Here is a 19,675-nt window from a genome sequence, read left to right on the forward strand (position 1 = left end):
TCCTTTCCTTGCCGGGCCGTGCGGGTGTCGGGCTGATCAGCCGTTGCCCGCGTGGCCGTCGGAGATGTTGCGGCCCTCCGGCGGCGGGGCGTCGTCGAAGGTGAGTCCGAGGGCGGCCACGCAGTGGTCGTACTTCGCCCGCAGGTCCTCCTCGCTGCGGCCGCCGGTGAAGATGTGGGCCAACTCGTAGCTGTAGCTGTCCTGTTGGGGCAGATCGGAGAGTCGCTGCCCCTGCTCGGGCACCACGTCGAGACGTACTCCCGCGGTTTCCCGCTCGATGCGCTCGATGTCCTCGGCCGAGGGCACGCGGGTCACCACGCCGTCGGTGAACCAGCGGTGGTACCACTTCGCGGCCGTCGTGTACGAGCCCTCGCCCTGCGGCATGCGCGGGTCCTCGCCGAGCGCGAGGCTGAACATGCAGTGGTGGTTGGGCACACCGTCGACGAACTGGAACAGCTCGGCGTGGGACTGGGAGTGCCGGGGGTTGATCTCCAAGAGGTTGATCTCCTGGGTCTTCGGGTCGTAGAAGTACTCCACGCTGAAGGTGGCCGACTCGAACCCGATCTGGCGCATCACACGCGCGGTGACCTCGTGGAGTTCCCGGATCACCGGCGGCGGCAGGGTGGAGGGGTACTGGTGGCGCAGGAAGCACGGGGAGTCCGGGTACTGAATGGAGTCCAGTGCGCCGTAGACGGTCACCTCGCCCTGGTGGACGTAGCCCTCGACGGCGACCTGGATGCCTGTCATCGCCTCTTCCGCGAGACAGACCTCGCCACCGACTCCGTCCATCTCCGGGGGCAGTTCGATCTGGTCGAGGATGTACTCGAAGGGGCGGCCGATCCTTCCGATGCCCTCGCGGATCTGCGCGACGGCTTCCCGGAACTCGTCCATGTCCTTGACCCCGAAGGCGAGTTCCGAGGAGTACGAGAGTGCGGGCTTGACCCACATCGGGAAGCGCACGCCCTCAGGGGGCCTCGGGTCGTCGGTGTCGAGGTCGACCCGGCCGAACCGGGGGTGCCGGTCGGTGACCTTCTGCTGTTCCAGCCGGCTCCAGTACTTGTGCTCGCACTTGACCACCGACTCCAGGCTGGTGCTGCGGGTGCCGTAGCGCTTGCTGAGGATGGGGACGAGGGTGCTGACCGGGAAGTCCCAGTAGCCGACGATCGCGTCGATGCTGCCCTCGAAGGAGTCGAGCACACGCTGTGCCCGGTCGAGGATGTCCGGTACCGACACCTCGCCGTCCTGCAGTTCCCCGACCGTCAGCAGCGGGTGCAGATTCAGCGACTTGGCACCCGGGACGGCGTTGAGCGTCGGGAGGTTGGCCTCGTCCAGGCCGATCACAAAGATGTTCTTGGCGTTCTCGTCCGACACCGGTCACCTTCCTGTTTCGTTTCGCGGCTCTGTCCGGAAGTCGTCCTTCCGGAAGATCGTCGGGGTACCCGTCGAGGGCGGCGCCAACCTCCTTCCTGACAAAAGGGGGTTGAGCGCGCCGCCGAACCGGCGTGGCCGGAAGGGTTCGGTCGGCGGTGCCGGGGAGGCGTCCGACACCTGAGTGCCGGGACGCACAGGTGTGACGTCGACGTCAGGGGAAACCTGTATGCGCATGTTCCTACCGAGGCGCTTCCCACTGACGCCCGTGTCCGCACGCGAACGGAGGTAGACGTGCTCTTCCTTGTCGTGGCCCTCGTCGTCCTGGCCGTCGTGCTCGGGTCGGCCGCGTACATCCCGTGGCCCGTGACCGTGGTGGCGAGTGTGGCCATCCTCACGTGGCTCGCGGTGTTCGCCGTCCGTGAGCGCCGTCGCCGTGCCCGAACCGGAAAGGCGTGACCATGCGGCTGACAGCACCCCCGCGGCGCGAGACCGGCAGGCGGGACACCGAAGGAATGGCCGTCGCCTCCTTCGTCCTGGGCCTGGTCGGACTCCTCGTCATGAACTTCGTCCTCGGTCCCATCGCCATCGTGCTGGCCGTCATGGCCCTGCGCCGGGACACCCCCCGCCGCTTCAGGGCCCAGCTCGGCCTGGCCCTGGGCATCGCGGACATCGTGCTGCTCGCCGTACTCATGGCGGTGAACGGCACCACGTCGTGGAGCATCCTCGGCTGACCACGGCGGCGGCCGGCGCGAGGCCGCCCCGGACCGTACGGCCCGTCGCACACCGCGGCGGGCCGTCTGCCGTGCGGGGCCCCTCCCGTGCAACCGAAGTGGCCTGAATCGTGTCTCTGAGCACACGACCGGAAGCGCGTGGGCGTGCGGACGCCCCTCGCGTACCGCGTATCGGGGGGATGGGGCATGAGCACATGGGCAGTGCCGGGCTACACGGAAGCACGTGAGCTCGGCTCGGGGGCGAGCGGCCGGGTCGCGCTGGCCGTCCACGAGGAGACCGGGCTTCCGGTCGCGGTCAAGTACCTCAGCGAGTCGCTGCGCACCCGCCCGGGTTTCGTCGCGGAGTTCCGCGCCGAGGCCCGTCTCCTGGCCGGCCTGGAGAGCCTCCACGTGGCGGGTCTGTACGAGTACGTGGAGAGCCCGGACGGCGCGGCCATCGTGATGGAGCTCGTCGACGGTCTCTCGCTGCGCAGGCTGCTCGGCCGGGAGGCTCCCCTCGCCCCGGAAGCCGCGCTCACGCTGCTCAAGGGATCACTGCTCGGTCTCGCCGACGCCCACCGCCTCGGCGTGGTGCACCGCGACTACAAACCGGAGAACGTCCTCGTCACCACCGACGGCGACTCCAAGCTCGTCGACTTCGGAATCGCGGCGTCCGACGGCACCACCGCCGGCATCGCGGGCACCCCGTCGTACATGGCTCCCGAGCAGTGGACCGGCGCTCCCGCCTCCCCCGCCGCCGACGTCTACGCGGCCACCGCCACGTTCTTCGAGTGCCTGACCGGCCGTCGGCCCTACACCGGCGACAACATGGCCGAACTCGCCCTGAAGCACGTGGACGGCGCCATCCCGGCCGACGAGGTCCCCGAGCCGCTGCGCCCGCTCGTCCTGCGCGGACTGGCGAAGACCCCCGGAGAACGGCCGCCGGACGCCGAGGAGTTCGTGGCGGAACTCGACGCCGTCGCCGGGACCGCCTACGGACCCGACTGGGAGGAGCGCGGCCGCGGCCGGCTCGCCGCCCTCGTCGCGCTCTCCCTCCTGCTGCTCCCGTCGGCGCCCCGCACGCCGCACGGCACCACGGACACGGCGCGCACGGTCCTCACCCAGGATCCCGGAGGACTCCGTTCCTGGCTGCCGAGCGCCCGCGCGCTTCTCGTGTCGGGCGCCGCGCTCGCAGCGGCCCTCCTGCTGGCCTACGGCGTCGCACCGGGCGCGCCGGCCGCGCCGCAGGAGGCCGCGCAGGCCCTTGCCACCACGAGCACGCAGCCGGACGTGACGGAAGGTCCCACGGGCCCGACAGCAAGCGGCTCCCCCACCGCGTCCGCGTCGGACGACACGGCGGCTCCCTCGGAGTCCGCACCGTCCGACGGCTCCTCGGCGCAGCCCTCCGAGACCACACCCCCGGGCACCCCGGCCCCCATGGAAAGCACGACCGCTCCCGGCACGACACCTCCCCCGGCGCCGGCCGCGGTCAAGGACGTCACCCTCACCGGTTTCCAGCAGACCGGCTCCTCGACGGGCACGGCGACCGTCACGGTCACCGCCGACGGACCGGGGCCGATCAGCCTCACCGTGGCCTGGGACACCGGCGACGGCCGCGGCCGGCCGGGCACCCGGGACGGGGCGGCGCAGACGTACGAGCGCAGCGGCTCGACCACGTACACGCTGGCCGTCGACCACACCTTCCTCGGTACGGGCTGCTTCTGGGGGGTGGGGGCGACCACGGACCCCGCCTCCGCGGACGGCGGTGCGTGGCAGCAGCTGCTGACCCGGGCGTGTGACATCCGATGAACGACCGCCCCGGCGCCCTCGCCGACCGCCCCGACGGGGACGACGACTACAGCGCGACCGCACTCGCCAGCCACTGGGTCCAGCGGCCGGATCCCGACGAGACGCCGACGGACCGGGACACCCTGACGGACACACCACCGGGCGCGACCGGCGATGCCACCCGCGTCGATCCCGGCACCCGTGTCGATTCCGCCACCCGTCTCGACCCCGCCACCCGCCCCGACCGCGTCGACGGCACCCTCCTGCGCTTCGGACCCGGCGTGACAGCCGACACCGTCCGCCGTGCACACGCCACCCTGCACACGGCAGTGCCGCGTCCGGCGGAGCGGCGGCGCACCTGGCGCCGGCACGCCCTGCCCGCGCTGGTCCTCCTGTGCGTACTGGCCTTCCTCGCCTGGGACCGGGCCGCACCGCCCGTCGCGGTGCGCGACGTCGGAGTCCGGGCGGTGGACCCCTCCCCCGGCTGCGACGGGACCGCCGACATCGTCGCCACGGTCACCACCGACGGGAGACCGGGCACGCTCACCTACCGCTGGATACGCAGCGACGGCACGTCCTCCAAGGTCCTGCGCGAGACCGTGACGAGCGGTCGGCGGACCACGCGGCTGCATCTGCTGTGGACGTTCCGCGGCACCGGTCGTTACACGGGCCGCGCCGAGCTGCGCCTGCTCTCCCCGGAGCGACGATCGGCTGCGACGCATCTCACATACCGATGCCCTTGACGGCAACCCGCTCTTCACATCGGATCCGCATTGGTTGTTTCACTCCCGCGTCTGGAGGTGACCCGAACAACGAACCACGTCCCACCGACCGGCACGATTCGATCGAAGGAGACTGTCATGGAGAGCTGGCGGGATGCTGCCGCATGCCGGAGCGTCGACCCCGACCTGTTCTTCCCTGTCGGCAGCACAGGGCCCGCGCTTCTGCAGATCCACGAGGCGAAGGCCGTCTGCCGCGGCTGTCCGGTCCGCGAAGCATGCCTGCAGTGGGCGCTCGACACCGGGCAGACGCTCGGCGTCTGGGGCGGTACGAGCGAGAACGAACGGCGCGCGCTCAAGCGCCGCATCGGCAGTCGCCGCGGCGACTCCGCGGCCTAGGCCGCAGGGCGCCGGGGAGCGCCTGATCGATGCCCGGCCACAGCACGCGGACGGGGGAGACCGGAGTTCACTCTCCTCCGGTCCGTACGACACCGGGAAGGCGAGATGACGACCGAGCCCCATTGGGACAATGACCTGGTTCCCGACAAGATGAACACTCTCACCAGCACCTTCGCCGGTGAACTACGCAATGTGACCGACGCCCGCCTCGCGGCGGAGACCTACCTGCACGACCTCGCACGGGTGTCCCCGCCCGGCGCGCCCGAGCACCTGGACGACGTGCTTCTGGTGGTGACGGAACTGGCCGCCAACGCGGTGCAGTACGCCCCCGGCGCCTTCCGCCTGGAGCTGCGCCCGACCTTCGACGGGGTGCACGTGTCGATGCACGACACGAGCCCGGTCCGGCCCACCCCCCGGTCCTTCAGCCCCAACGGCGGCGGCGGGGGGATCGGGTGGCATCTGATCCAGGCGCTGAGCGACCAGGTCAGCGTGGTGACGCGGCCCGACGGCAAGGATGTGCACGTCTTTCTGCCCTGGTGATCACCCCGTTGCATGCGGCGACGCCCGCATCACGTCCCGGGGCGCGGCGGACGCCGGGGCGGGCCGTCCCGCCGGGTGTCCGCCCACCGAGGCGGCCCGCCGGAGGCCGGCGGGCGTCGTGGCTCGGGTCGGGCGGCACGGCGGGAGTCAGACATCCGTGGGCAGGCCGCTCACCTCCGCGATACCCCGCAGCTCCTCGTCCTGACGGTGGCGTTCGCCGATGAACTCGGCGATCTCCTGGCACTTGGCGGGGTCCGCCGCGGTGCCGGAGTCCGTGACGACCCTGACGGGCCCGGTCTCCTCCGTCTCGATCTCGACGATCTGGTTGTCCATCCGGCCCGTGACGGCGACGGCGACGACCAGGGAGGCCTCGTCGCGGACCTCCTGCGAGACGTTCTCGCCCTCGGCACCCTCCAGACTCAGTTCGATCGGCCCTGCCCGCTGTTCCTGGATCGCCTCCAGCACTGGTTCGACCATGCGCAGCAGCAGCGCGTAGTCCGAGGGGGACATGCGCAGGCGGAGCAGATCGAGGTACAGATCCACGGGCCGGCCTTCCGGCGGAAGCTCAGATTCGCTCATGGCACTCGACTTCCCCGATGTAGGCGGCGTGATCGCATCTGCATCCAGAATGGTGGGACAGCGCGCCGGCCGCCGCTCGGGGCGCCTGTCGGTATGACGTGCGGGGGGCCGGGAAAGGTCCGGATCACCGCGTCAGGTCTCCGCCCCGGTCGCCGGGGAACGGACGTCCCGGCACTTCCGTGTGAATCCCCCATTTGCGCGAGCATCATGCGCGCGGTGGGGGTACTAGGGGTCTCTAGGTCCGTTCCCTCCGGAGGCTCCTCTTGATCCCCATCGTGCACAGGACGCTCGTCATGCAGCTCGAGGGCGGCGGCACCGGCCGCTTCTCCGTGCTGGCGCACATGACGTACGAAGCCGACGACCCGTTCGCCGTCACCATCGTGTTCAGCCACGACGGCCGCGTCTTGGCCCGCTGGAGACTCGACCGCCAGATGCTGTCCGACGGGATGGAGCGTCCGGTCGGTGAGGGAGACGTGCGGATGGGCCCGCAGTCCACCGGGCTGTGGCAGGAACTGCGGATGGAGTTCCTCGGCGAGCCCCACACCGACGGAGGGCGGCACCGCGCGGTCATTCTGGCCTGGGCCCCCGCGGTCATGTCGTTCCTGGACGAGACCTACGAGGTCGTCCAGCCCGGTCAGGAGACCGTGTGCGTCGACAATTTCCTTGCCGAGGTCATCGCCGGGGGCTGACGTCCCCGCGCGGGGCCGAGGGGAGCAGATGCCGCACCGTGCCGTCCCGCGTGGGAGCCGGGGCGGGCGGACCGGGCACCGCCGCACGGGACACGGAAGCACCTCCGGGTCCGCCGCACCTGCGTGCGGCGGACCCGGCTGCGTCGACGCTGTCAGTGGCGTAGCGCGTCCTTCGCCTTCTCCTTGGCCTGCCGCGCGTCGCCCTTGGACTGTTCCGCCGCTCCCTTGGCGGTCATGGTCTCGTTGCCCACCGCACGGCCTGCGGCTTCCTTCGCCTTGCCCTTGGCCTGTTCCGCTTTGGCCTTCGCCTTCTGGTCCTTGGCCACTGCAGCTCACATCCTCACCGTTCCCGGGTGCAGGTCCTATTGTACGACTGACCCCATCAAATCGACCCAAACCTCTCAAGAGGGCCGGTCGACGGCCTGGGCCCGAACCCTGCTCAGGTGGATGCCGCGCTCCAGCTCGTTCCTGATGTCGTCGGGCAGCTCGCCGGTGCGAGCCCATGCGACGACCGACTCCGCCACCTGCCGCAGCTTCACGTTCGTGCGCTGGGAGATCTCCCGCAGCACGTTCCAGCCCTGGTCGGGTGTCAGCTCCCCCACCGCCAGGACGACACCGATCGCCTGGTCGATCGTGGCGTGCGAGTGAACGGCCTGCTTCAGCTGGACGTTCTCGTCCTCCAGCTGCCCGAGTTTCTCCGCGTCCTGCCCCTGCCCGTCAACGGCAAGCCGCTTGCCCTGCATGTCCGACGTCAACATCGCCTCCGGTCCGGTGCGTCCGGCGCCAATTGATCACGGCCGCGTGTGCCCCGCCCCTCCGGCGGGTCAGCCGCCGAAGAAGTCGCCGAGAGCGGCCGCCAGCTCGTCCGGGGCCTCCTCGGCCATATGGTGCCCGGAATCGATCCCGTGGCCCCGCAGGTCGGGCGCCCAGTCCCGCCAGATCCCCAGCGGATCTCCGTACAGGTCCTCCAGATCGTCCCGCAGTGACCACAGGATCAGCGCGGGGCACCGGACGCGGACCCCGCCCGCCCGGTCGGCCTCCTCATGGCGCCGGTCCACGGTGAGACCGGCCCGGTAGTCCTCCAGCATCCCTCGCACCACATCGGGGTTCCTCGTGGCCGCGCGCCACTCCTCGTGGTTCTCCTGCCCCATGCTCTGCGGATCACCCCGGTACCACCGGTCCGGGTCGGCGTTGATGACCCGTTCGGGGATCTCCGGCTGGGCGAAGAAGAACCAGTGCCACCACTGCGTGGCGAACTCCGCGGTGATGCGCGACAGATGCTCGCTGACCGGCAGGCAGTCGAGCAGCGCCACTCGGGAGACGGCGGCGGGGTGGTCGAGAGCGAGGCGCAGCGCCACGGCGCCCCCTCGGTCGTGTCCGGCGAGCGCGAACCGGGTGTGCCCGAGCGTCTGCATCACGGTCAACAGGTCGCCGGCGACGGCCCGTTTGGAGTAGCCCGTGTGATCCGGCGTCGGGTCCGGGCCGCGGGACCTGCCGTACCCGCGCAGGTCGGGGCAGACGACCGTGAAGCCCCGCCGCACCAACTGCGGGGCGACGCGGTGCCAGGTCGCGGAGGTCCTCGGGTGGCCGTGGAGCAGCAGCACCGGCGGTCCTTCGCCGCCGTGGCGCACGAAGGCGGACGCGTCCTCCAGCCGGATCTCGTCCGCCTCGAAATTCTCGAACATGTCGGAGCGTCCCTCGCACACGGGTCGGCGGACTACCGGGAGCAGGCGGTCCGAACGAAGAGGCAGAACGGGTGACCCGCGGGATCGAGCAGGACGCGCACGTCGTCCTGTGGCCGGCAGTCGGCCGGGTGGGCACCGAGCGCGGTGGCCCGCTCGACGGCCGCGGGCAGGTCGTCCACCTCGATGTCCAGGTGGAGCATCATCTGCTGCTCGTCGGGCGCGGACGGCCAGCGGGGCCGGACGAAGTTCGGCTCCGTCTGGAAGGACAGACCCGCACCGCCCTCCGGCGGCGCGATCATCACCCAGTCGGGGTCGTCCTCCCGCACCTCCCAGCCGAGCAGGCCCCGGTAGAACACCGACAGCTCACGGGCATCCGGTGCGTCGAGAACGGTCGCGGCCAGGGTGAACTCCGGTTGCCTCTCCATGCCTCAACTCCTGTGTGCGGCCCACGGTTTCCGTCCAGGCCGTCCGCCCGGGGGCTGCCGAGTACCCCGGGTGGGGCGGGGAAACGGGTGCGGCCCGAACAGGTGCCCGCGTGACGGGAGTTGACGCGGCCGCCGCCCCTCCCGCCCGGACACGCGGAGCGATCCGCCTCCGGAGCCGTCGTCCCCCGGGGGCTGCTCGACAATCGCCCGTGCCCGGTCTTTCCGGTGACGGAACGTGACGCTTCAGCGGGCGGGGCTCGCCGCCTCCCCCTTACGTTGGGCGGGCAGACACCCCCACACAAGGAGGAACCATGGCGGACAAGGGCGGTATGGACAAGATGAAGGGCAAGGCCAAGGAGATGACCGGCAAGGTCACCGGCAGCCGCGAGCAGCAGGCGGAGGGCAAGCTGGAGCAGGCCCGCGGCGAGGCCAAGAAGGTCCGGGCGAAGGCCCAGGACCGCGCCCAGGACAGCAGCCGCTCCGTGAAGCGCGACCGCACCTGACTCCGCCGGTGGGGAGGACGTCCGCCGTCCGCGGCGCCTCCCCACCGAGCCGGGCGTGCTCCGGGTGCACGGGGCGCCTGCGCACCCGTACGCCCCCTCCGTGCGCGCCGGCCCGAGGCCGGCGTCACGCGCCCCTATGCCCCGAGCAGGTCCGCGATCCCGCGTGCCGCGTCCCTCGCGGGGCGGCCGACGCCGATGAGCGTCGCGGAGGCGGGTCCCGTCCAGTCCCCGTATCCGAGCAGATGCAGCCGCGGTTCGCCGGCGGCACGGGTGCCGACGGTGGCGATACGGCCGCGTCGCCCGCGCAGACGCAGTGGCGCCAGGTGGGACAGGGCCGGGCGGAAACCGGTGCACCAGATGATCGCGTCGGCCCGGCTCCGCGAGCCGTCGGCCCACTGGACGCCGTCGGGCACGAGGCGCGCGAACAGGGGTGCGGCCGCGAGCAGTCCGCGGTCCCGGGCCTCCCGCACGGGCGGTACGGCGACGATGTCCCCCAGCGAGGCGACTCCCCCGGTGTCCTTCCGGCCGGCGTCCAGTGCACGACGGCGAGCGGTGGCCGCGTCGAACAGGACGCGGCCGTCCACGTCGTCGGCCAGGTAGCGCGGCGGGCGCCGGGTCACCCAGGTCGGGCTGCCGCTCCCGGCGAGGTCGGCCGCGATCTGCGCTCCGGAGTTGCCGCCGCCCACCACGATCACACGACGCCCCTCGAAGTCCCGGGCGGATCGGTAGTCGACGGTGTGGAGTTGCTCCCCGCGGAAGTCCCGGTGTCCGGGCACCGCGGGCAGGAAGGGCCGCCACCAGGTGCCGGTGGCACTGACGACCGCCCGCGCCGACCAGCTCCCCGAGTCGGTGTCCACCCGCAGCGCGGCGTCCTCCCGGTGCACGCCGACGACGTTCACCGGCCGCTGTACGGGCAGTTCGTAGCGCTTCTCGTAATCGCGCAGGTACGACACGACGTGCGCCGCGTCCGGATACACCGCGCCGGGCTCCGCGGGCATGAGGCGTCCGGGCAGCGAGGAGTACGCCGCCGGGGAGAACAGGCGCAGGGAGTCCCAGGCGTACTGCCATGCGCCACCCGGCGCGGGCCCGGCGTCGAGGACGACGAACTCCAGGCCGAGGCGGCGCAGATGGTAACCGGCGGCGAGCCCGGACTGGCCGCCGCCGATCACCACCACGTCGACGGACCGGATCATGTCACCGGCCGGGCGGCCGTGAACGTCCGCCGCCGGGCGAGCGACACGTAGACGAGCCCCACCAGGACGGGCACCTCGATCAGGGGGCCCACCACACCGGAGAGCGCCTGGCCCGACGTCACCCCGAACGTGCCGATGGCGACGGCGATGGCCAGCTCGAAGTTGTTCCCGGCGGCGGTGAACGCGAGGGTCGCGGTGCGGTCGTAGGCCAGGCCGAGTGCCTTGCCGAGCGCGAAGGTGCCGAACCACATCACCGCGAAGTAGACCAGCAGCGGCAGGGCGATCCGGGCCACGTCGAGCGGCCGGGAGGTGATGGTGCTCCCCTGCAGGGCGAAGAGGACGACGATCGTGAACAGCAGCCCGTACAGCGCCCAGGGGCCGATCCGGGGCAGGAACGACGACTCGTAGGAGTCGCGGCCCATCCTCTTCTCGCCCAGGCGGCGGGTGAGGAATCCGGCGAGCAGCGGGACGCCGAGGAAGATCACGACGTTCAGGGCGATCTTTCCCGGGGAGATGTCGAGCCGCTCCCCCTCGCCGAGACCGAGCAGGTCGGGGAGGAGATCGAGGTAGAACCAGCCCAGCAGGCCGAACGCGGCGACCTGGAACACCGAGTTGAGGGCCACGAGGACGGCGGCGGCCTCGCGGTCGCCGCAGGCGAGGTCGTTCCAGATGACGACCATGGCGATACAGCGGGCGAGTCCGACGATGATCAGGCCGGTGCGGTACTCGGGGAGGTCCGCGAGGAAGATCCACGCCAGTGCGAACATCACCGCGGGGCCGGCGATCCAGTTGACGGCGAGCGACGACACCATCAGCCTGCGGTCGCCGGTGACGGCGTCGAGTCGGTCGTAGCGCACCTTGGCCAGGACCGGATACATCATGATCAGCAGGCCCGCGGCGATGGGCAGGGAGATCCCGCCGATCTCGACCCGGGCGAGGGCGGCGTCCAGGCCGGGGACCAGCCGGCCGAGGCCGAGGCCGACGGCCATCGCGGCGAGGATCCACACGGCGAGGAAGCGGTCGAGCGTCGACAGTTTCGCCGCGACCGTCGGGCCGCCGACGGCCGCGGGCGTGTCGAGGCGCGTCACGGGCAGGCCCGCTTGGTGACGGCGGCGGTGCGGGCCGACGCGGCCAGGGCGGTGAGGCCGTCGGCGAGTTCGCCGATCACGTGGGGCCGCAGCCGGTAGTAGGTCCAGCGGCCGCACGGTTCCGTCTCCACGACACCGGCCTCGCGCAGCACGCGGAGGTGGTTGGAGAGGTTGGTCTGCCTGGCACCCGTCTCGTCCACCAGGTGGGTGGTGCACAGCGTCTCGCGGGCGAGCAGGGTCACGATCCGGAGCCTGAGCGGGTCGGCCAGCACCCGCATCAGGTCAGCGTCGACTGACGTCATCATGGGCTGATGCTTTCACATCGGCGGCGACCGGGGCTCCGTCGGGTTCCGGGGCGCAACGGGGGGTGGCCGGGCGCGCAAAGGCCCCGACTGGTTCGGGGGACACCCAGCCGGGGCCGATCAGGGGTGGACACGAAGGGCGGTCGCCTCCCGGCGAGGGGCTCCACAAGGCTTCAGCCGAACGATCGTCCTCGTGGGCGATGGATGACTCGTGGGGACACTGTTCCCTCCGCGCCCACATACCGTCCAACGTGCGGACACACTCCATTGTTCCGCGTCGGAGCCCACCCCGCCTCCTGGTGCGCGACGCCCCGCCCGGACGGAGGCGGGGCATCGCCGCGGTGGCCCGCCGGGGCGGAGGCGGGCCGCCGCGGGAGCCGTGCGAAGGGCTGCGGCGACGTCGCGCACCGCCGACGCCCGGAGGAGTTTTCCGTGCGTCGCCTCGGGCACCCGGGCCCCATGCGCACCTCACCCCTCCCTGTCGCCGACCGCACGGGCTCCCTCCTGCTGGAGGGCTACGCCTGGCTCCCCGACCGGATGCGCCGTGCGGCGAGCCCGGTCGTCCGCGGCCGGCTGCTCGGACGGGACGCCGTGGCGTTGCGGGGACCGGACGCCGTCCGGTTCTTCTACGACGAACGGCACGTGCACCGCCACAAGGCCGTACCCGAGCCGGTGCGGAGCACGCTCTTCGGCCACGGGGCGGTGCACACCCTGGACGGTGAGGGGCACCGGGCCCGCAAAGCCATGTTCCTGTCGCTGCTGACTCCTCCGGCCCGGATCGCCGAACTGGTCGAGCACGTCACGGACGCCTGGGACGAGGCCGTCGCCGTCTGGCGGGCGCAGCCCGGCATCGTGCTCTTCGACGAGGTGGCGAAGGTCCTCACGGCCGGGGTGTGCCGCTGGGCCGGGGTCCCGCTGGAGGAGGAGCGGGTCGGGGCCGCGGCCCAGGATCTGGTGGCGATGGTGGACGGCTTCGCCACGCCGGGGATGCGGCACTGGCGGGCGCGCCGGGCGCGCGGCCGGTCCGAGGCGTGGCTCGCGGACCTGGTCGAGAAGATACGCACCGGTGAGGTGAAGGCCCCCGAGGGATCGGCGGTCGCCGTCGTGGCCGAGCACCGGGACGCGGACGGTCGCCCACTGGATGCCCAGACGGCCGCCGTGGGGCTGCTGAACACCATCCGTCCGACGGTCGCGGTCTCCTGGTTCGTCACCTTCGCGGCCCACGCCCTGCACCGCTGGCCCGAGAACCGCGCCCCGTTGCGGGCCGGCGACGCCGCCCACGGTGCGGCCTTCGTGCACGAGGTCCGCCGCTTCTACCCGTTCGCCCCCTTCACGGGCGGCCGGGCCGCCGCCGACCTGTACTGGAAGGGCGAGCGCATCCCGGCCGGGGGCCTCGTCCTGCTCGACCTGTACGGGCAGAACCACGACGTGGAGCTGTGGGGGGACCCGTACCGGTTCCGCCCGCGGCGTTTCCTGGAGCGCCCGGTGGTGCGCGACGAACTGGTCCCGCAGGGCGGCGACGATCCGTCCAGCGGTCACCGCTGCCCCGGCGAGGCCGTCACGATCGCCCTGCTGGAGGCCCTGAGCGTCCGGCTGTCGCGGCTGGAGTACGGCGTCCCGGTGCAGGACCTGACGATTCCGCTGCGGCGCATCCCGACCCGTCCGCGCAGCGGCTTCCGGATCACCGGACTCCGCCCCGTCGCGTAGGCGCGGTCGTCCGGGGGCGCCGAGCCCCCGGACGGCCTGTCGCCACGACCGGTGAACACACTCCGGCGTGGCCCCGCGGTGCCGCTGGTTCGTGCCGTGCCGCGGGCGTCCGGACCGACGGCGAGAGCGGGCCCCCGGCGCGGGCGACCGCCTCAGTCCTGCCGGCCGGTCCCACCGGTGCCGGGTTCCGCCAGCTTGCGGTGCGCGGCGGCCTTCAGCCGGTCCGGCACGATCCGGTTGGCGATGCCCTGCGCCTTGGTCTTCGCGGAACCCGTCACGAGCTTGTTCCTGCCGCGCATGACGGCGTCGAAGGCCTGCTCGGCCACCTCGGCGGGATCGTCCTTGTCCATCCGGCCGATCCTCGTGTCGTCCTCCATGCCCGCACGGCGGAAGAAGTCCGTGTCGGTCGGCCCGGGCATGAACGACGTGACGTACACGCCGGTGTCCTTCAGTTCCTCCCGCAGCGCCTGGGCGAAGGACTGCACGAAGGACTTGGTCGCGTTGTAGACCGGCTGGAACGAGCCCGGGACCGCCGCGGCCACCGAGGACGTGAACAGCAGGCGCCCCTCACCGTTGGCGATCATGTCGCGCACCAGGGGCTTGGTCAGCCGCACGGTGGAGGTGACGTTGAGGTCGATGACGGACTGGTCGTCGGCGAGGTCGGTGTCCGCGAAGGCACCGCCCAGCCCCACGCCCGCGTTGAGCGCGGCGACGTCGACCATCCGGCCGGCGACCGACCGGTAGACCCGCTCGACGCCGGCGTGCTCCCGCAGGTCGGCCCGCACCGTCTCCACGTCGGCACCGAGCTGCCTGAGCTGCTCGGCGGCGTCCGCGAGCCGGTCGTCCTCCGCGTTGATCACGAGCGAGAAGCCGTGCCGGGCGAACTGCTTGGCCAGTTCGAGTCCGATGCCACTGGATGCCCCGGTGACCAGGGCGAGGGGTTTGGTGTCGTTCATGGGTGAGGGGTACCCCGGCAGCCGCGCCCCATCGCGCGGCCGGTCGGTCAGCCCGCCTCCGGCAGCACCGGGCGGCGGCTGGTCAGGCTCTTCTGGAGCTGATGGCGGATGTCACTGGCGAGATGGCCGGTGTGGGCCCACTCCACGATCAGCTCGGCGACATGCCGCATCTTGATGTTGGTGTGCTGGGAGATCTCCCGTACGACGTGCCAGGCCTCCTCGGTACGCAGACCGGCGAGCGCGACCACGATCCCGATGGCCTGGTCGACCACGGCGTGCGAGGACACCGCTCGCTGGAGCTGCGCCAGCTCGTCGTGGAGCTCCGCGAGACGGCGGTTCCCGTCGCCGGCCGGCCCCGCGCCCATGACGCCGGTCGCCTCCGCGAGGGGCGCCCGGCTCGCGCACGCGTGGACGGCCGCGCCCAGGGTGGCGAACACGGGAATGGGAGCGAGGCCGAGGGCGAGCCGCAGCAGCGGGTCCACGTCACGGGTGGGGCCGGCCAGCAGCAGCCGACCCTGGACGGTCTCCAGCGCGTGGGCGCATTCCAGCAGCTCCCTGAGAGCGGCGGAGGAGAGGGCGCGTACGTGCGAGAGGTCGACCACGATGCCGGTGCCCGGCCGCTCCCCCGCCTCGCGTACGGCGGCGAAGAGGGGATGGTCGCCCCCGTCGACACTGCCGACCGGGCGCATCAGCCATGCCGTCCGGCCGCTGCCCGCCTCGACGGGCAGTTTCTCGACCCATACCTGGGGCGCTGTCTCCGCGTGGTCCATCGCACACGCCTTTCTCGCCTGAGAAGACTTCCGTCGACGCCGGTCCAGTCGCGAACGCGCTCCCTCCGCGGGGCGGAGGGAGCGCGCGATCGCGCGGGAGCGCCAGACTTCGTGTAATTGCCATCTTTATGCCGGGGCGTGCAGGTGCCACGCAGGGGTGTGCGAGGTGGGTCGCTGCTCGGCACGATGCGGTCCTGCCCCGGACTCCGCAGTCCCCGCAGCGGGTGACGAGCGTGGTGAAGCAGTCCGCGTCGACATCCACGCCGCTGGAATTGCAGGGTCGTCCGAGGGCCGCTTCCCGACCGCTTTGAGTTCTTGCCCGTTTTGCCGCGCGTCGATGCATCGTGCGCCGGCCCCGGGTCCCGCTCCGGCCGGATCCGTGGCGCAGAGCCGACCCCTGACGACGACGGGCCCCAGGTCAGCCGTGACCTCGCACGTCGGGCAGGATGGGCTTCATGACCGAGATCCGTACCCCCCGCCTCGTCCTCCGCCGCTGGACCGACGACGACCTCGCCCCCATGGCCGACATCAACGCGGACTCCCAGGTCATGCGCTGGATCGGCGACGGTGCGGTGCTGGGCCTCGACGAGACGGCCGCGGAGATCGAGCGGTGGGAGGAGGAGTGGGACGAGGAGGGCTTCGGCATCTTCGCCGTCGAGCTGCTCGCCTCCGGTGAACTGGCCGGGTTCGCCGGGCTGTCGGTGCCCGAGTTCCTGCCGGAGGTACTGCCCGCGGTGGCGATCGAGTGGCGGCTCGGCTCCCCCTTCTGGGGCCAGGGTTACGCGTCCGAAGCCGCCCACGCCACGCTGGAGTTCGCCCTGCAGGACCGCGGCCTCGACCGGGTCGTCAGCATCAACCGGGCAGGCAACGACGCCTCCGAGAACGTCATCTCCAAGCTCGGGCTGACCCTGGAGCGCGAGACCGAACACCCCGTGTACGGCCACCCGTTGAACGTCTACGCCATCGACCTCACCGAGTACGAGGGGTGACGCCGCCGCACTGACCGCGGCGGGATGGGCCTCGCCCCGTCAGGCCCCGGGTCCGCGCCCTTCGCCGGCGCGGCGCCGTATCCCGGAGAGGAGGCGGCGCATGCCCGCCCTGTGTCCGCCCGTGCCGACGACGAGCCTGCGGTAGACGCCACCGGCGGGGCCGGGAAAGACGGCGCGGGTCTCCGCCCGCAGCCGTGACCGGCCGGGGCCGATCGATTCGAGGCGGAAGATCAGGGCGTAGGCCGAGAACCGGTGGCGCCCTTCGAGGACCAGTTCCCGTCCGGGGTCCGCGGCGACCACCCGGAAGCCGGGGACCGTCGAGCCCTCCGCGAGGGGGCGTGGCCCGGCCGCCGCGTGGTCGGCGCACCCCACCAGCCTGGCGTAGCCGGCCGCTCCCCGGCGCGAGAAGGAGTGGTCCAGCGACTCCCCCAGCGCACGCCAGACCTCGCCGGGGTCCGCCTCGACGTCCGTCGTGTGCTCGTCGACGTGGGGCAACGAAGCCGTCTGCATCGGGCCTGCCTCCGAACGGGTCCGCGCCAGTTCCCGGCGCGATGCCTTGAGTGTGAGGTTCCTGTGACTGCCGTTCCGGTGGCCGCACGGGTTTCCGCCCGCCGCCCCCTCGGGGGCCTGCCCGGCCGGCGGTCCGTCCATGCCGGACCGGAACGGGGACCTGCACGCGGGTGCCGCCGCAGCGCTCACCTTCCGGCGCCCCTCCCCCGTACGTGCTCCGCCGCGGGTCCGGGCCGGTCCGGGGTCCCGGAGTCCGCTCGGCCGCGCACCCAGACATGGAGGACGACCGAGCACACCGCCGCGAACGCGCACCAGGTCGACACGAACTCCAGCCGCCACAGCGCCCAGCAGACCAGCGCACCCACGGCGACCAGCACACCCAGCAGGGTGAGTCCGCGGTCACCGGACAGCAGCAGTGCGCCGACGGTGGCCACCAGATAGCCCGCGACGAGCAGTCGGGCATGCGGCAGGTCGACGACGTAGGCGAGGGTGTGTCCCCCTGATCTCGGCGGTCACCGGGCGTACGGCGAGCGCATGCCCGAGCGCGACAGCCGTACCGGCCCCCGCGACGAGGGGTACGGCAACCCGGCCCCGGGCTCTGCCCGTCACCGCGCACATCACGCCCGCCGGGACCCAGACCACGAGCAGCGGGAGGGCCATGACGGCCCAGGCCACGGTGGCGGGACCGGTACCGCCTCCGGCGTGCCACACCACGGATTCGACGATCTGGTGGGCGCCGAGCAGCACCGGCAGCGCGGCCATCGGCAGGTCCCGGGACGCGCGCGAGCGCAGGACGCAGGCGACTCCGACGGCCGTGATCCCGGCGCCCGCCACCAGATCGGCCTTCGCGCTCCAGCACATCAGGCACCCCCGTGGTCGACCGTCGCCGTGCGCCCCTCCGCCTGCGGCCCCGCCCACGCTACGGCGGCGTCGGCAGCCGTGCCCGGGGCGACACGGTGGTCGCACGGGTCCGTCGTCAGGGCTCGTGGGCGCGGGCTTCGGCGGCCACCTGGTGCAGGGTGCGGCCGGTGCGCACCGAGCGGGCTCGCCGGGGATCGGGGGCGTGGCTGCCGGGCCGGGCCCGCTCGTCGTTCGCCTTCACCAGGAGCCACGCCTCCTTCTCACCGCCGTCCCCGCCGCGGAAGCGGGTGAGCGCATAGGCGCCGTGCAGCTTCGCACCCTCCAGCCGGAAGCTGGCGTGCCCCTGGTCGAGGGACTCCGCGAAGGGCACGGGCCGTCCCCGCCGGTCGTGGCTCAGGGGCCGGTAGGTGCCGTGGCCCCAGACGATGACGGTGCCGCCGCCGTACTCGCCCGCGGCGATCACCCCCTCGAAGGTCTCGTACTCCAAGGGGTGGTCCTCGGTGGGCACGGCGAGCCGCTTGTCCCCGGGGTCCGCGGACGGCCCCTTCGGGATGGACCAGGACTTCAGCACGTCGCCGACCCGGAGCCGGAAGTCGAAGTGCAGGGTGCTCGCGTCGTGGATCTGGACGACGAACCGGAGGGCGTCGTCCCGGGAGACGGGCCGACCGGTCGCGGGCGCCTCCCCGGGGCCGCCGGGCTCGTCGGTCCGGCGGAAATCACGCTTGCGCCGGTAGGGGCCCAGCGCGTCGCTCTCACCCACCTCCGGCTCCTTCCCTCGACGGCACGGGCGAGGACGTGCCGCACAGGACGCGGCACGTCCTCGTCCGTGCCCGGGTACCCCGCCCGCACCCCGGCTCACGTCGTCGACAGGCGGCTGCGCGGTCACCTCCCGCATGCGTTCGCCGAAAGATGCGGAAGCCTGGTATGCGTGGACGTCATGGACTTCAGTGATGTCTCGCTGACCGCGCTGCGGGTCTTCCGCGAGGTGGCCGAGCAGGGCACCTTCACCGCGGCCGCGACGGCGCTCGGCTACACCCAGTCCGCCGTCTCCCGGCAGATCGCCTCGCTCGAACGGGCCGCGGGCGGCCCCCTGCTGGAGCGGCGGAGGGAGGGCGTGCGGCTGACCGCGGCCGGGCACGTCGTCCTGCGCCGGGCGACGGCGGTGACCGACCAGATCGACGCCGCCGCCCGCGAACTGGCCGGTCTGCCCGCCCAGGCCGGGACCGTGCGGGTGGGCTGGTTCCCGAGCGCCGGCGCCGTGCTGGTACCGACGGCCGTCGCGGCGCTGCGCCGTACCCATCCCGCCGTCACCGTCGTCACCCGCGAGGGCACCACGCCTGCTCTGGTACGCGCCCTGCGGGCGGGCAGTCTGGACCTCGCCCTGCTCGCGTCCGCCCCTCCGTTCCGTGCGCCCGACGCGGAGTCGCCGCCCCTCCGCCTGCTGACCCTGACCGAACGCAGCCTGCGCCTGGCGGTGCCCGCCGCCCATCCGCTGGCGCGCGGCGACTTCGTCGACGTCGCCGACCTGCGGGGCCGGACCTGGATCGCGGGGCCCGCTTCCGGGGAGGACCGGCTGATGGGCGTCTGGCCCGGCCTTGACGAACGGCCGGAGATCGCCCACACCGCCCGCGACTGGCTCGCCAAACTGCACCTGGTCGCGGCGGGCTGCGGTCTGACCACCGTGCCGCCCTCGCTCGCCGCCGCCGCGCCCCCGGGGGTACGGATCCTGCCGGTCCGGGGCGGACCGCAGGAGCAGCGCCGCCTCGTCCTGGCCCGTCTCCCGGGGGCGCTGAGCGAGCCCGCCACCCGCGTCGCCGAGGCCCTGCGCGCGGCGGCGGTCGACGCGGACGCCGGGCTTCAGGCCGTCTCCGACCGGTGGTGACGTCCCCTG

The 19,675-nt window shown here is 72.6% G+C and carries 24 protein-coding genes and 1 pseudogene; 11 read left to right on the forward strand and 14 right to left on the reverse strand.

The annotated features are described in order from the left end of the window. Positions 1-36: 36 nt before the first annotated feature. A complete protein-coding gene (locus ACZ4NT_RS03690) occupies positions 37-1,371 on the reverse strand; it encodes an ATP-grasp domain-containing protein (protein WP_121409211.1) in 1,335 nt (444 codons plus the stop codon). Positions 1,372-1,662: 291 nt separating this feature from the next. Between ACZ4NT_RS03690 and ACZ4NT_RS03695 the strand changes: the two genes are divergently transcribed. The 6 genes from ACZ4NT_RS03695 (at position 1,663) to ACZ4NT_RS03720 (ending at position 5,527) form a co-directional block, all read left to right on the forward strand. Then, entirely contained in the window at positions 1,663-1,827 is a 165-nt protein-coding gene (locus ACZ4NT_RS03695; protein ID WP_183117248.1) for a hypothetical protein, read from the forward strand. 2 nt (positions 1,828-1,829) lie between these two features. Further along, positions 1,830-2,102, forward strand: coding sequence for a DUF4190 domain-containing protein (locus ACZ4NT_RS03700; protein ID WP_121409212.1), 273 nt, complete (start codon positions 1,830-1,832; stop codon positions 2,100-2,102). 186 nt (positions 2,103-2,288) lie between these two features. Beyond that, entirely contained in the window at positions 2,289-3,890 is a 1,602-nt protein-coding gene (locus tag ACZ4NT_RS03705; protein WP_467723147.1) for a protein kinase domain-containing protein, read from the forward strand. Further along, positions 3,887-4,612 (forward strand): hypothetical protein, encoded by a 726-nt coding sequence (locus tag ACZ4NT_RS03710; RefSeq protein ID WP_467723149.1) that lies wholly within the window; start codon positions 3,887-3,889, stop codon positions 4,610-4,612. The genes ACZ4NT_RS03705 and ACZ4NT_RS03710 overlap by 4 nt, the downstream gene beginning before the upstream one ends. Before the next feature lie 117 nt (positions 4,613-4,729). Beyond that, complete coding sequence (locus ACZ4NT_RS03715) at positions 4,730-4,987, forward strand: WhiB family transcriptional regulator (RefSeq protein ID WP_121409215.1); 258 nt, start codon at positions 4,730-4,732, stop codon at positions 4,985-4,987. Between the two features lie 105 nt (positions 4,988-5,092). Beyond that, complete coding sequence (locus ACZ4NT_RS03720; RefSeq protein ID WP_121409216.1) at positions 5,093-5,527, forward strand: ATP-binding protein; 435 nt, start codon at positions 5,093-5,095, stop codon at positions 5,525-5,527. 147 nt (positions 5,528-5,674) lie between these two features. Here ACZ4NT_RS03720 and ACZ4NT_RS03725 read toward each other — a convergent pair whose 3' ends face one another. Further along, complete coding sequence (locus ACZ4NT_RS03725; RefSeq protein WP_121409217.1) at positions 5,675-6,106, reverse strand: hypothetical protein; 432 nt, start codon at positions 6,104-6,106, stop codon at positions 5,675-5,677. 293 nt (positions 6,107-6,399) lie between these two features. Here ACZ4NT_RS03725 and ACZ4NT_RS03730 point away from each other — a divergent pair, with 293 nt between their 5' ends. Continuing rightward, the gene (locus ACZ4NT_RS03730; RefSeq protein WP_467723152.1) at positions 6,400-6,795 is read left to right on the forward strand and encodes an SsgA family sporulation/cell division regulator; all 396 of its coding nucleotides are present in this window, start codon (positions 6,400-6,402) and stop codon (positions 6,793-6,795) included. A 152-nt stretch (positions 6,796-6,947) separates the two neighbouring features. Here the strand turns inward: ACZ4NT_RS03730 and ACZ4NT_RS03735 are convergent, their stop codons facing one another. The 4 genes from ACZ4NT_RS03735 to ACZ4NT_RS03750 all read right to left on the reverse strand — a co-directional run bounded on the left by ACZ4NT_RS03735 (position 6,948) and on the right by ACZ4NT_RS03750 (position 8,905). After that, positions 6,948-7,121, reverse strand: coding sequence for a CsbD family protein (locus ACZ4NT_RS03735; RefSeq protein ID WP_121409219.1), 174 nt, complete (start codon positions 7,119-7,121; stop codon positions 6,948-6,950). A gap of 75 nt (positions 7,122-7,196) precedes the next feature. Beyond that, a complete protein-coding gene (locus ACZ4NT_RS03740) occupies positions 7,197-7,553 on the reverse strand; it encodes an ANTAR domain-containing protein (protein WP_467723154.1) in 357 nt (118 codons plus the stop codon). Positions 7,554-7,619: 66 nt separating this feature from the next. Next, positions 7,620-8,480, reverse strand: coding sequence for an alpha/beta fold hydrolase (locus tag ACZ4NT_RS03745; RefSeq protein ID WP_467723156.1), 861 nt, complete (start codon positions 8,478-8,480; stop codon positions 7,620-7,622). Between the two features lie 32 nt (positions 8,481-8,512). Continuing rightward, positions 8,513-8,905, reverse strand: coding sequence for a VOC family protein (locus ACZ4NT_RS03750; protein WP_121409221.1), 393 nt, complete (start codon positions 8,903-8,905; stop codon positions 8,513-8,515). 311 nt (positions 8,906-9,216) lie between these two features. On the opposite strand from ACZ4NT_RS03750, the gene ACZ4NT_RS03755 reads away from it, so the two are divergent. Next, on the forward strand, positions 9,217-9,408 hold the full coding sequence (locus tag ACZ4NT_RS03755) for a CsbD family protein (RefSeq protein WP_121409222.1): 192 nt from the start codon (positions 9,217-9,219) through the stop codon (positions 9,406-9,408). A 134-nt stretch (positions 9,409-9,542) separates the two neighbouring features. Here the strand turns inward: ACZ4NT_RS03755 and ACZ4NT_RS03760 are convergent, their stop codons facing one another. Genes ACZ4NT_RS03760 through ACZ4NT_RS03770 form a run of 3 tightly spaced genes read right to left on the reverse strand, consistent with a single transcriptional unit; the run spans position 9,543 to position 11,994 of the window. Further along, entirely contained in the window at positions 9,543-10,601 is a 1,059-nt protein-coding gene (locus tag ACZ4NT_RS03760; protein WP_467723159.1) for an ArsO family NAD(P)H-dependent flavin-containing monooxygenase, read from the reverse strand. After that, the gene (gene arsB, locus ACZ4NT_RS03765; protein ID WP_467723565.1) at positions 10,598-11,695 is read right to left on the reverse strand and encodes an ACR3 family arsenite efflux transporter; all 1,098 of its coding nucleotides are present in this window, start codon (positions 11,693-11,695) and stop codon (positions 10,598-10,600) included. Before arsB ends, ACZ4NT_RS03760 begins: the two co-directional genes overlap by 4 nt. After that, positions 11,686-11,994, reverse strand: coding sequence for a metalloregulator ArsR/SmtB family transcription factor (locus ACZ4NT_RS03770; protein ID WP_121409225.1), 309 nt, complete (start codon positions 11,992-11,994; stop codon positions 11,686-11,688). Before ACZ4NT_RS03770 ends, arsB begins: the two co-directional genes overlap by 10 nt. A gap of 456 nt (positions 11,995-12,450) precedes the next feature. Here ACZ4NT_RS03770 and ACZ4NT_RS03775 point away from each other — a divergent pair, with 456 nt between their 5' ends. Further along, positions 12,451-13,698, forward strand: coding sequence for a cytochrome P450 (locus ACZ4NT_RS03775; protein WP_467723161.1), 1,248 nt, complete (start codon positions 12,451-12,453; stop codon positions 13,696-13,698). A gap of 152 nt (positions 13,699-13,850) precedes the next feature. On the opposite strand, the gene ACZ4NT_RS03780 is transcribed toward ACZ4NT_RS03775, so the two are convergent. Next, positions 13,851-14,654 (reverse strand): SDR family NAD(P)-dependent oxidoreductase, encoded by an 804-nt coding sequence (locus tag ACZ4NT_RS03780; RefSeq protein ID WP_467723163.1) that lies wholly within the window; start codon positions 14,652-14,654, stop codon positions 13,851-13,853. 47 nt (positions 14,655-14,701) lie between these two features. After that, complete coding sequence (locus tag ACZ4NT_RS03785; protein ID WP_467723165.1) at positions 14,702-15,424, reverse strand: ANTAR domain-containing protein; 723 nt, start codon at positions 15,422-15,424, stop codon at positions 14,702-14,704. 455 nt (positions 15,425-15,879) lie between these two features. Between ACZ4NT_RS03785 and ACZ4NT_RS03790 the strand changes: the two genes are divergently transcribed. Then, positions 15,880-16,413, forward strand: coding sequence for a GNAT family N-acetyltransferase (locus ACZ4NT_RS03790; RefSeq protein ID WP_121409229.1), 534 nt, complete (start codon positions 15,880-15,882; stop codon positions 16,411-16,413). Between the two features lie 39 nt (positions 16,414-16,452). Here ACZ4NT_RS03790 and ACZ4NT_RS03795 read toward each other — a convergent pair whose 3' ends face one another. From ACZ4NT_RS03795 to ACZ4NT_RS03805, 3 genes and pseudogenes are all read right to left on the reverse strand, one after another. After that, a complete protein-coding gene (locus tag ACZ4NT_RS03795; protein ID WP_121409503.1) occupies positions 16,453-16,923 on the reverse strand; it encodes a hypothetical protein in 471 nt (156 codons plus the stop codon). Between the two features lie 185 nt (positions 16,924-17,108). Then, positions 17,109-17,784: pseudogene (locus ACZ4NT_RS03800) on the reverse strand (DUF6629 family protein). Positions 17,785-17,899: 115 nt separating this feature from the next. After that, the gene (locus ACZ4NT_RS03805; protein WP_467723168.1) at positions 17,900-18,544 is read right to left on the reverse strand and encodes a DNA polymerase ligase N-terminal domain-containing protein; all 645 of its coding nucleotides are present in this window, start codon (positions 18,542-18,544) and stop codon (positions 17,900-17,902) included. Positions 18,545-18,721: 177 nt separating this feature from the next. On the opposite strand from ACZ4NT_RS03805, the gene ACZ4NT_RS03810 reads away from it, so the two are divergent. Next, on the forward strand, positions 18,722-19,666 hold the full coding sequence (locus ACZ4NT_RS03810) for a LysR family transcriptional regulator (protein ID WP_467723170.1): 945 nt from the start codon (positions 18,722-18,724) through the stop codon (positions 19,664-19,666). Positions 19,667-19,675 lie beyond the last annotated feature (9 nt).

The sequence above is a fragment of the Streptomyces sp. NPDC026417 genome, assembly GCF_055567695.1.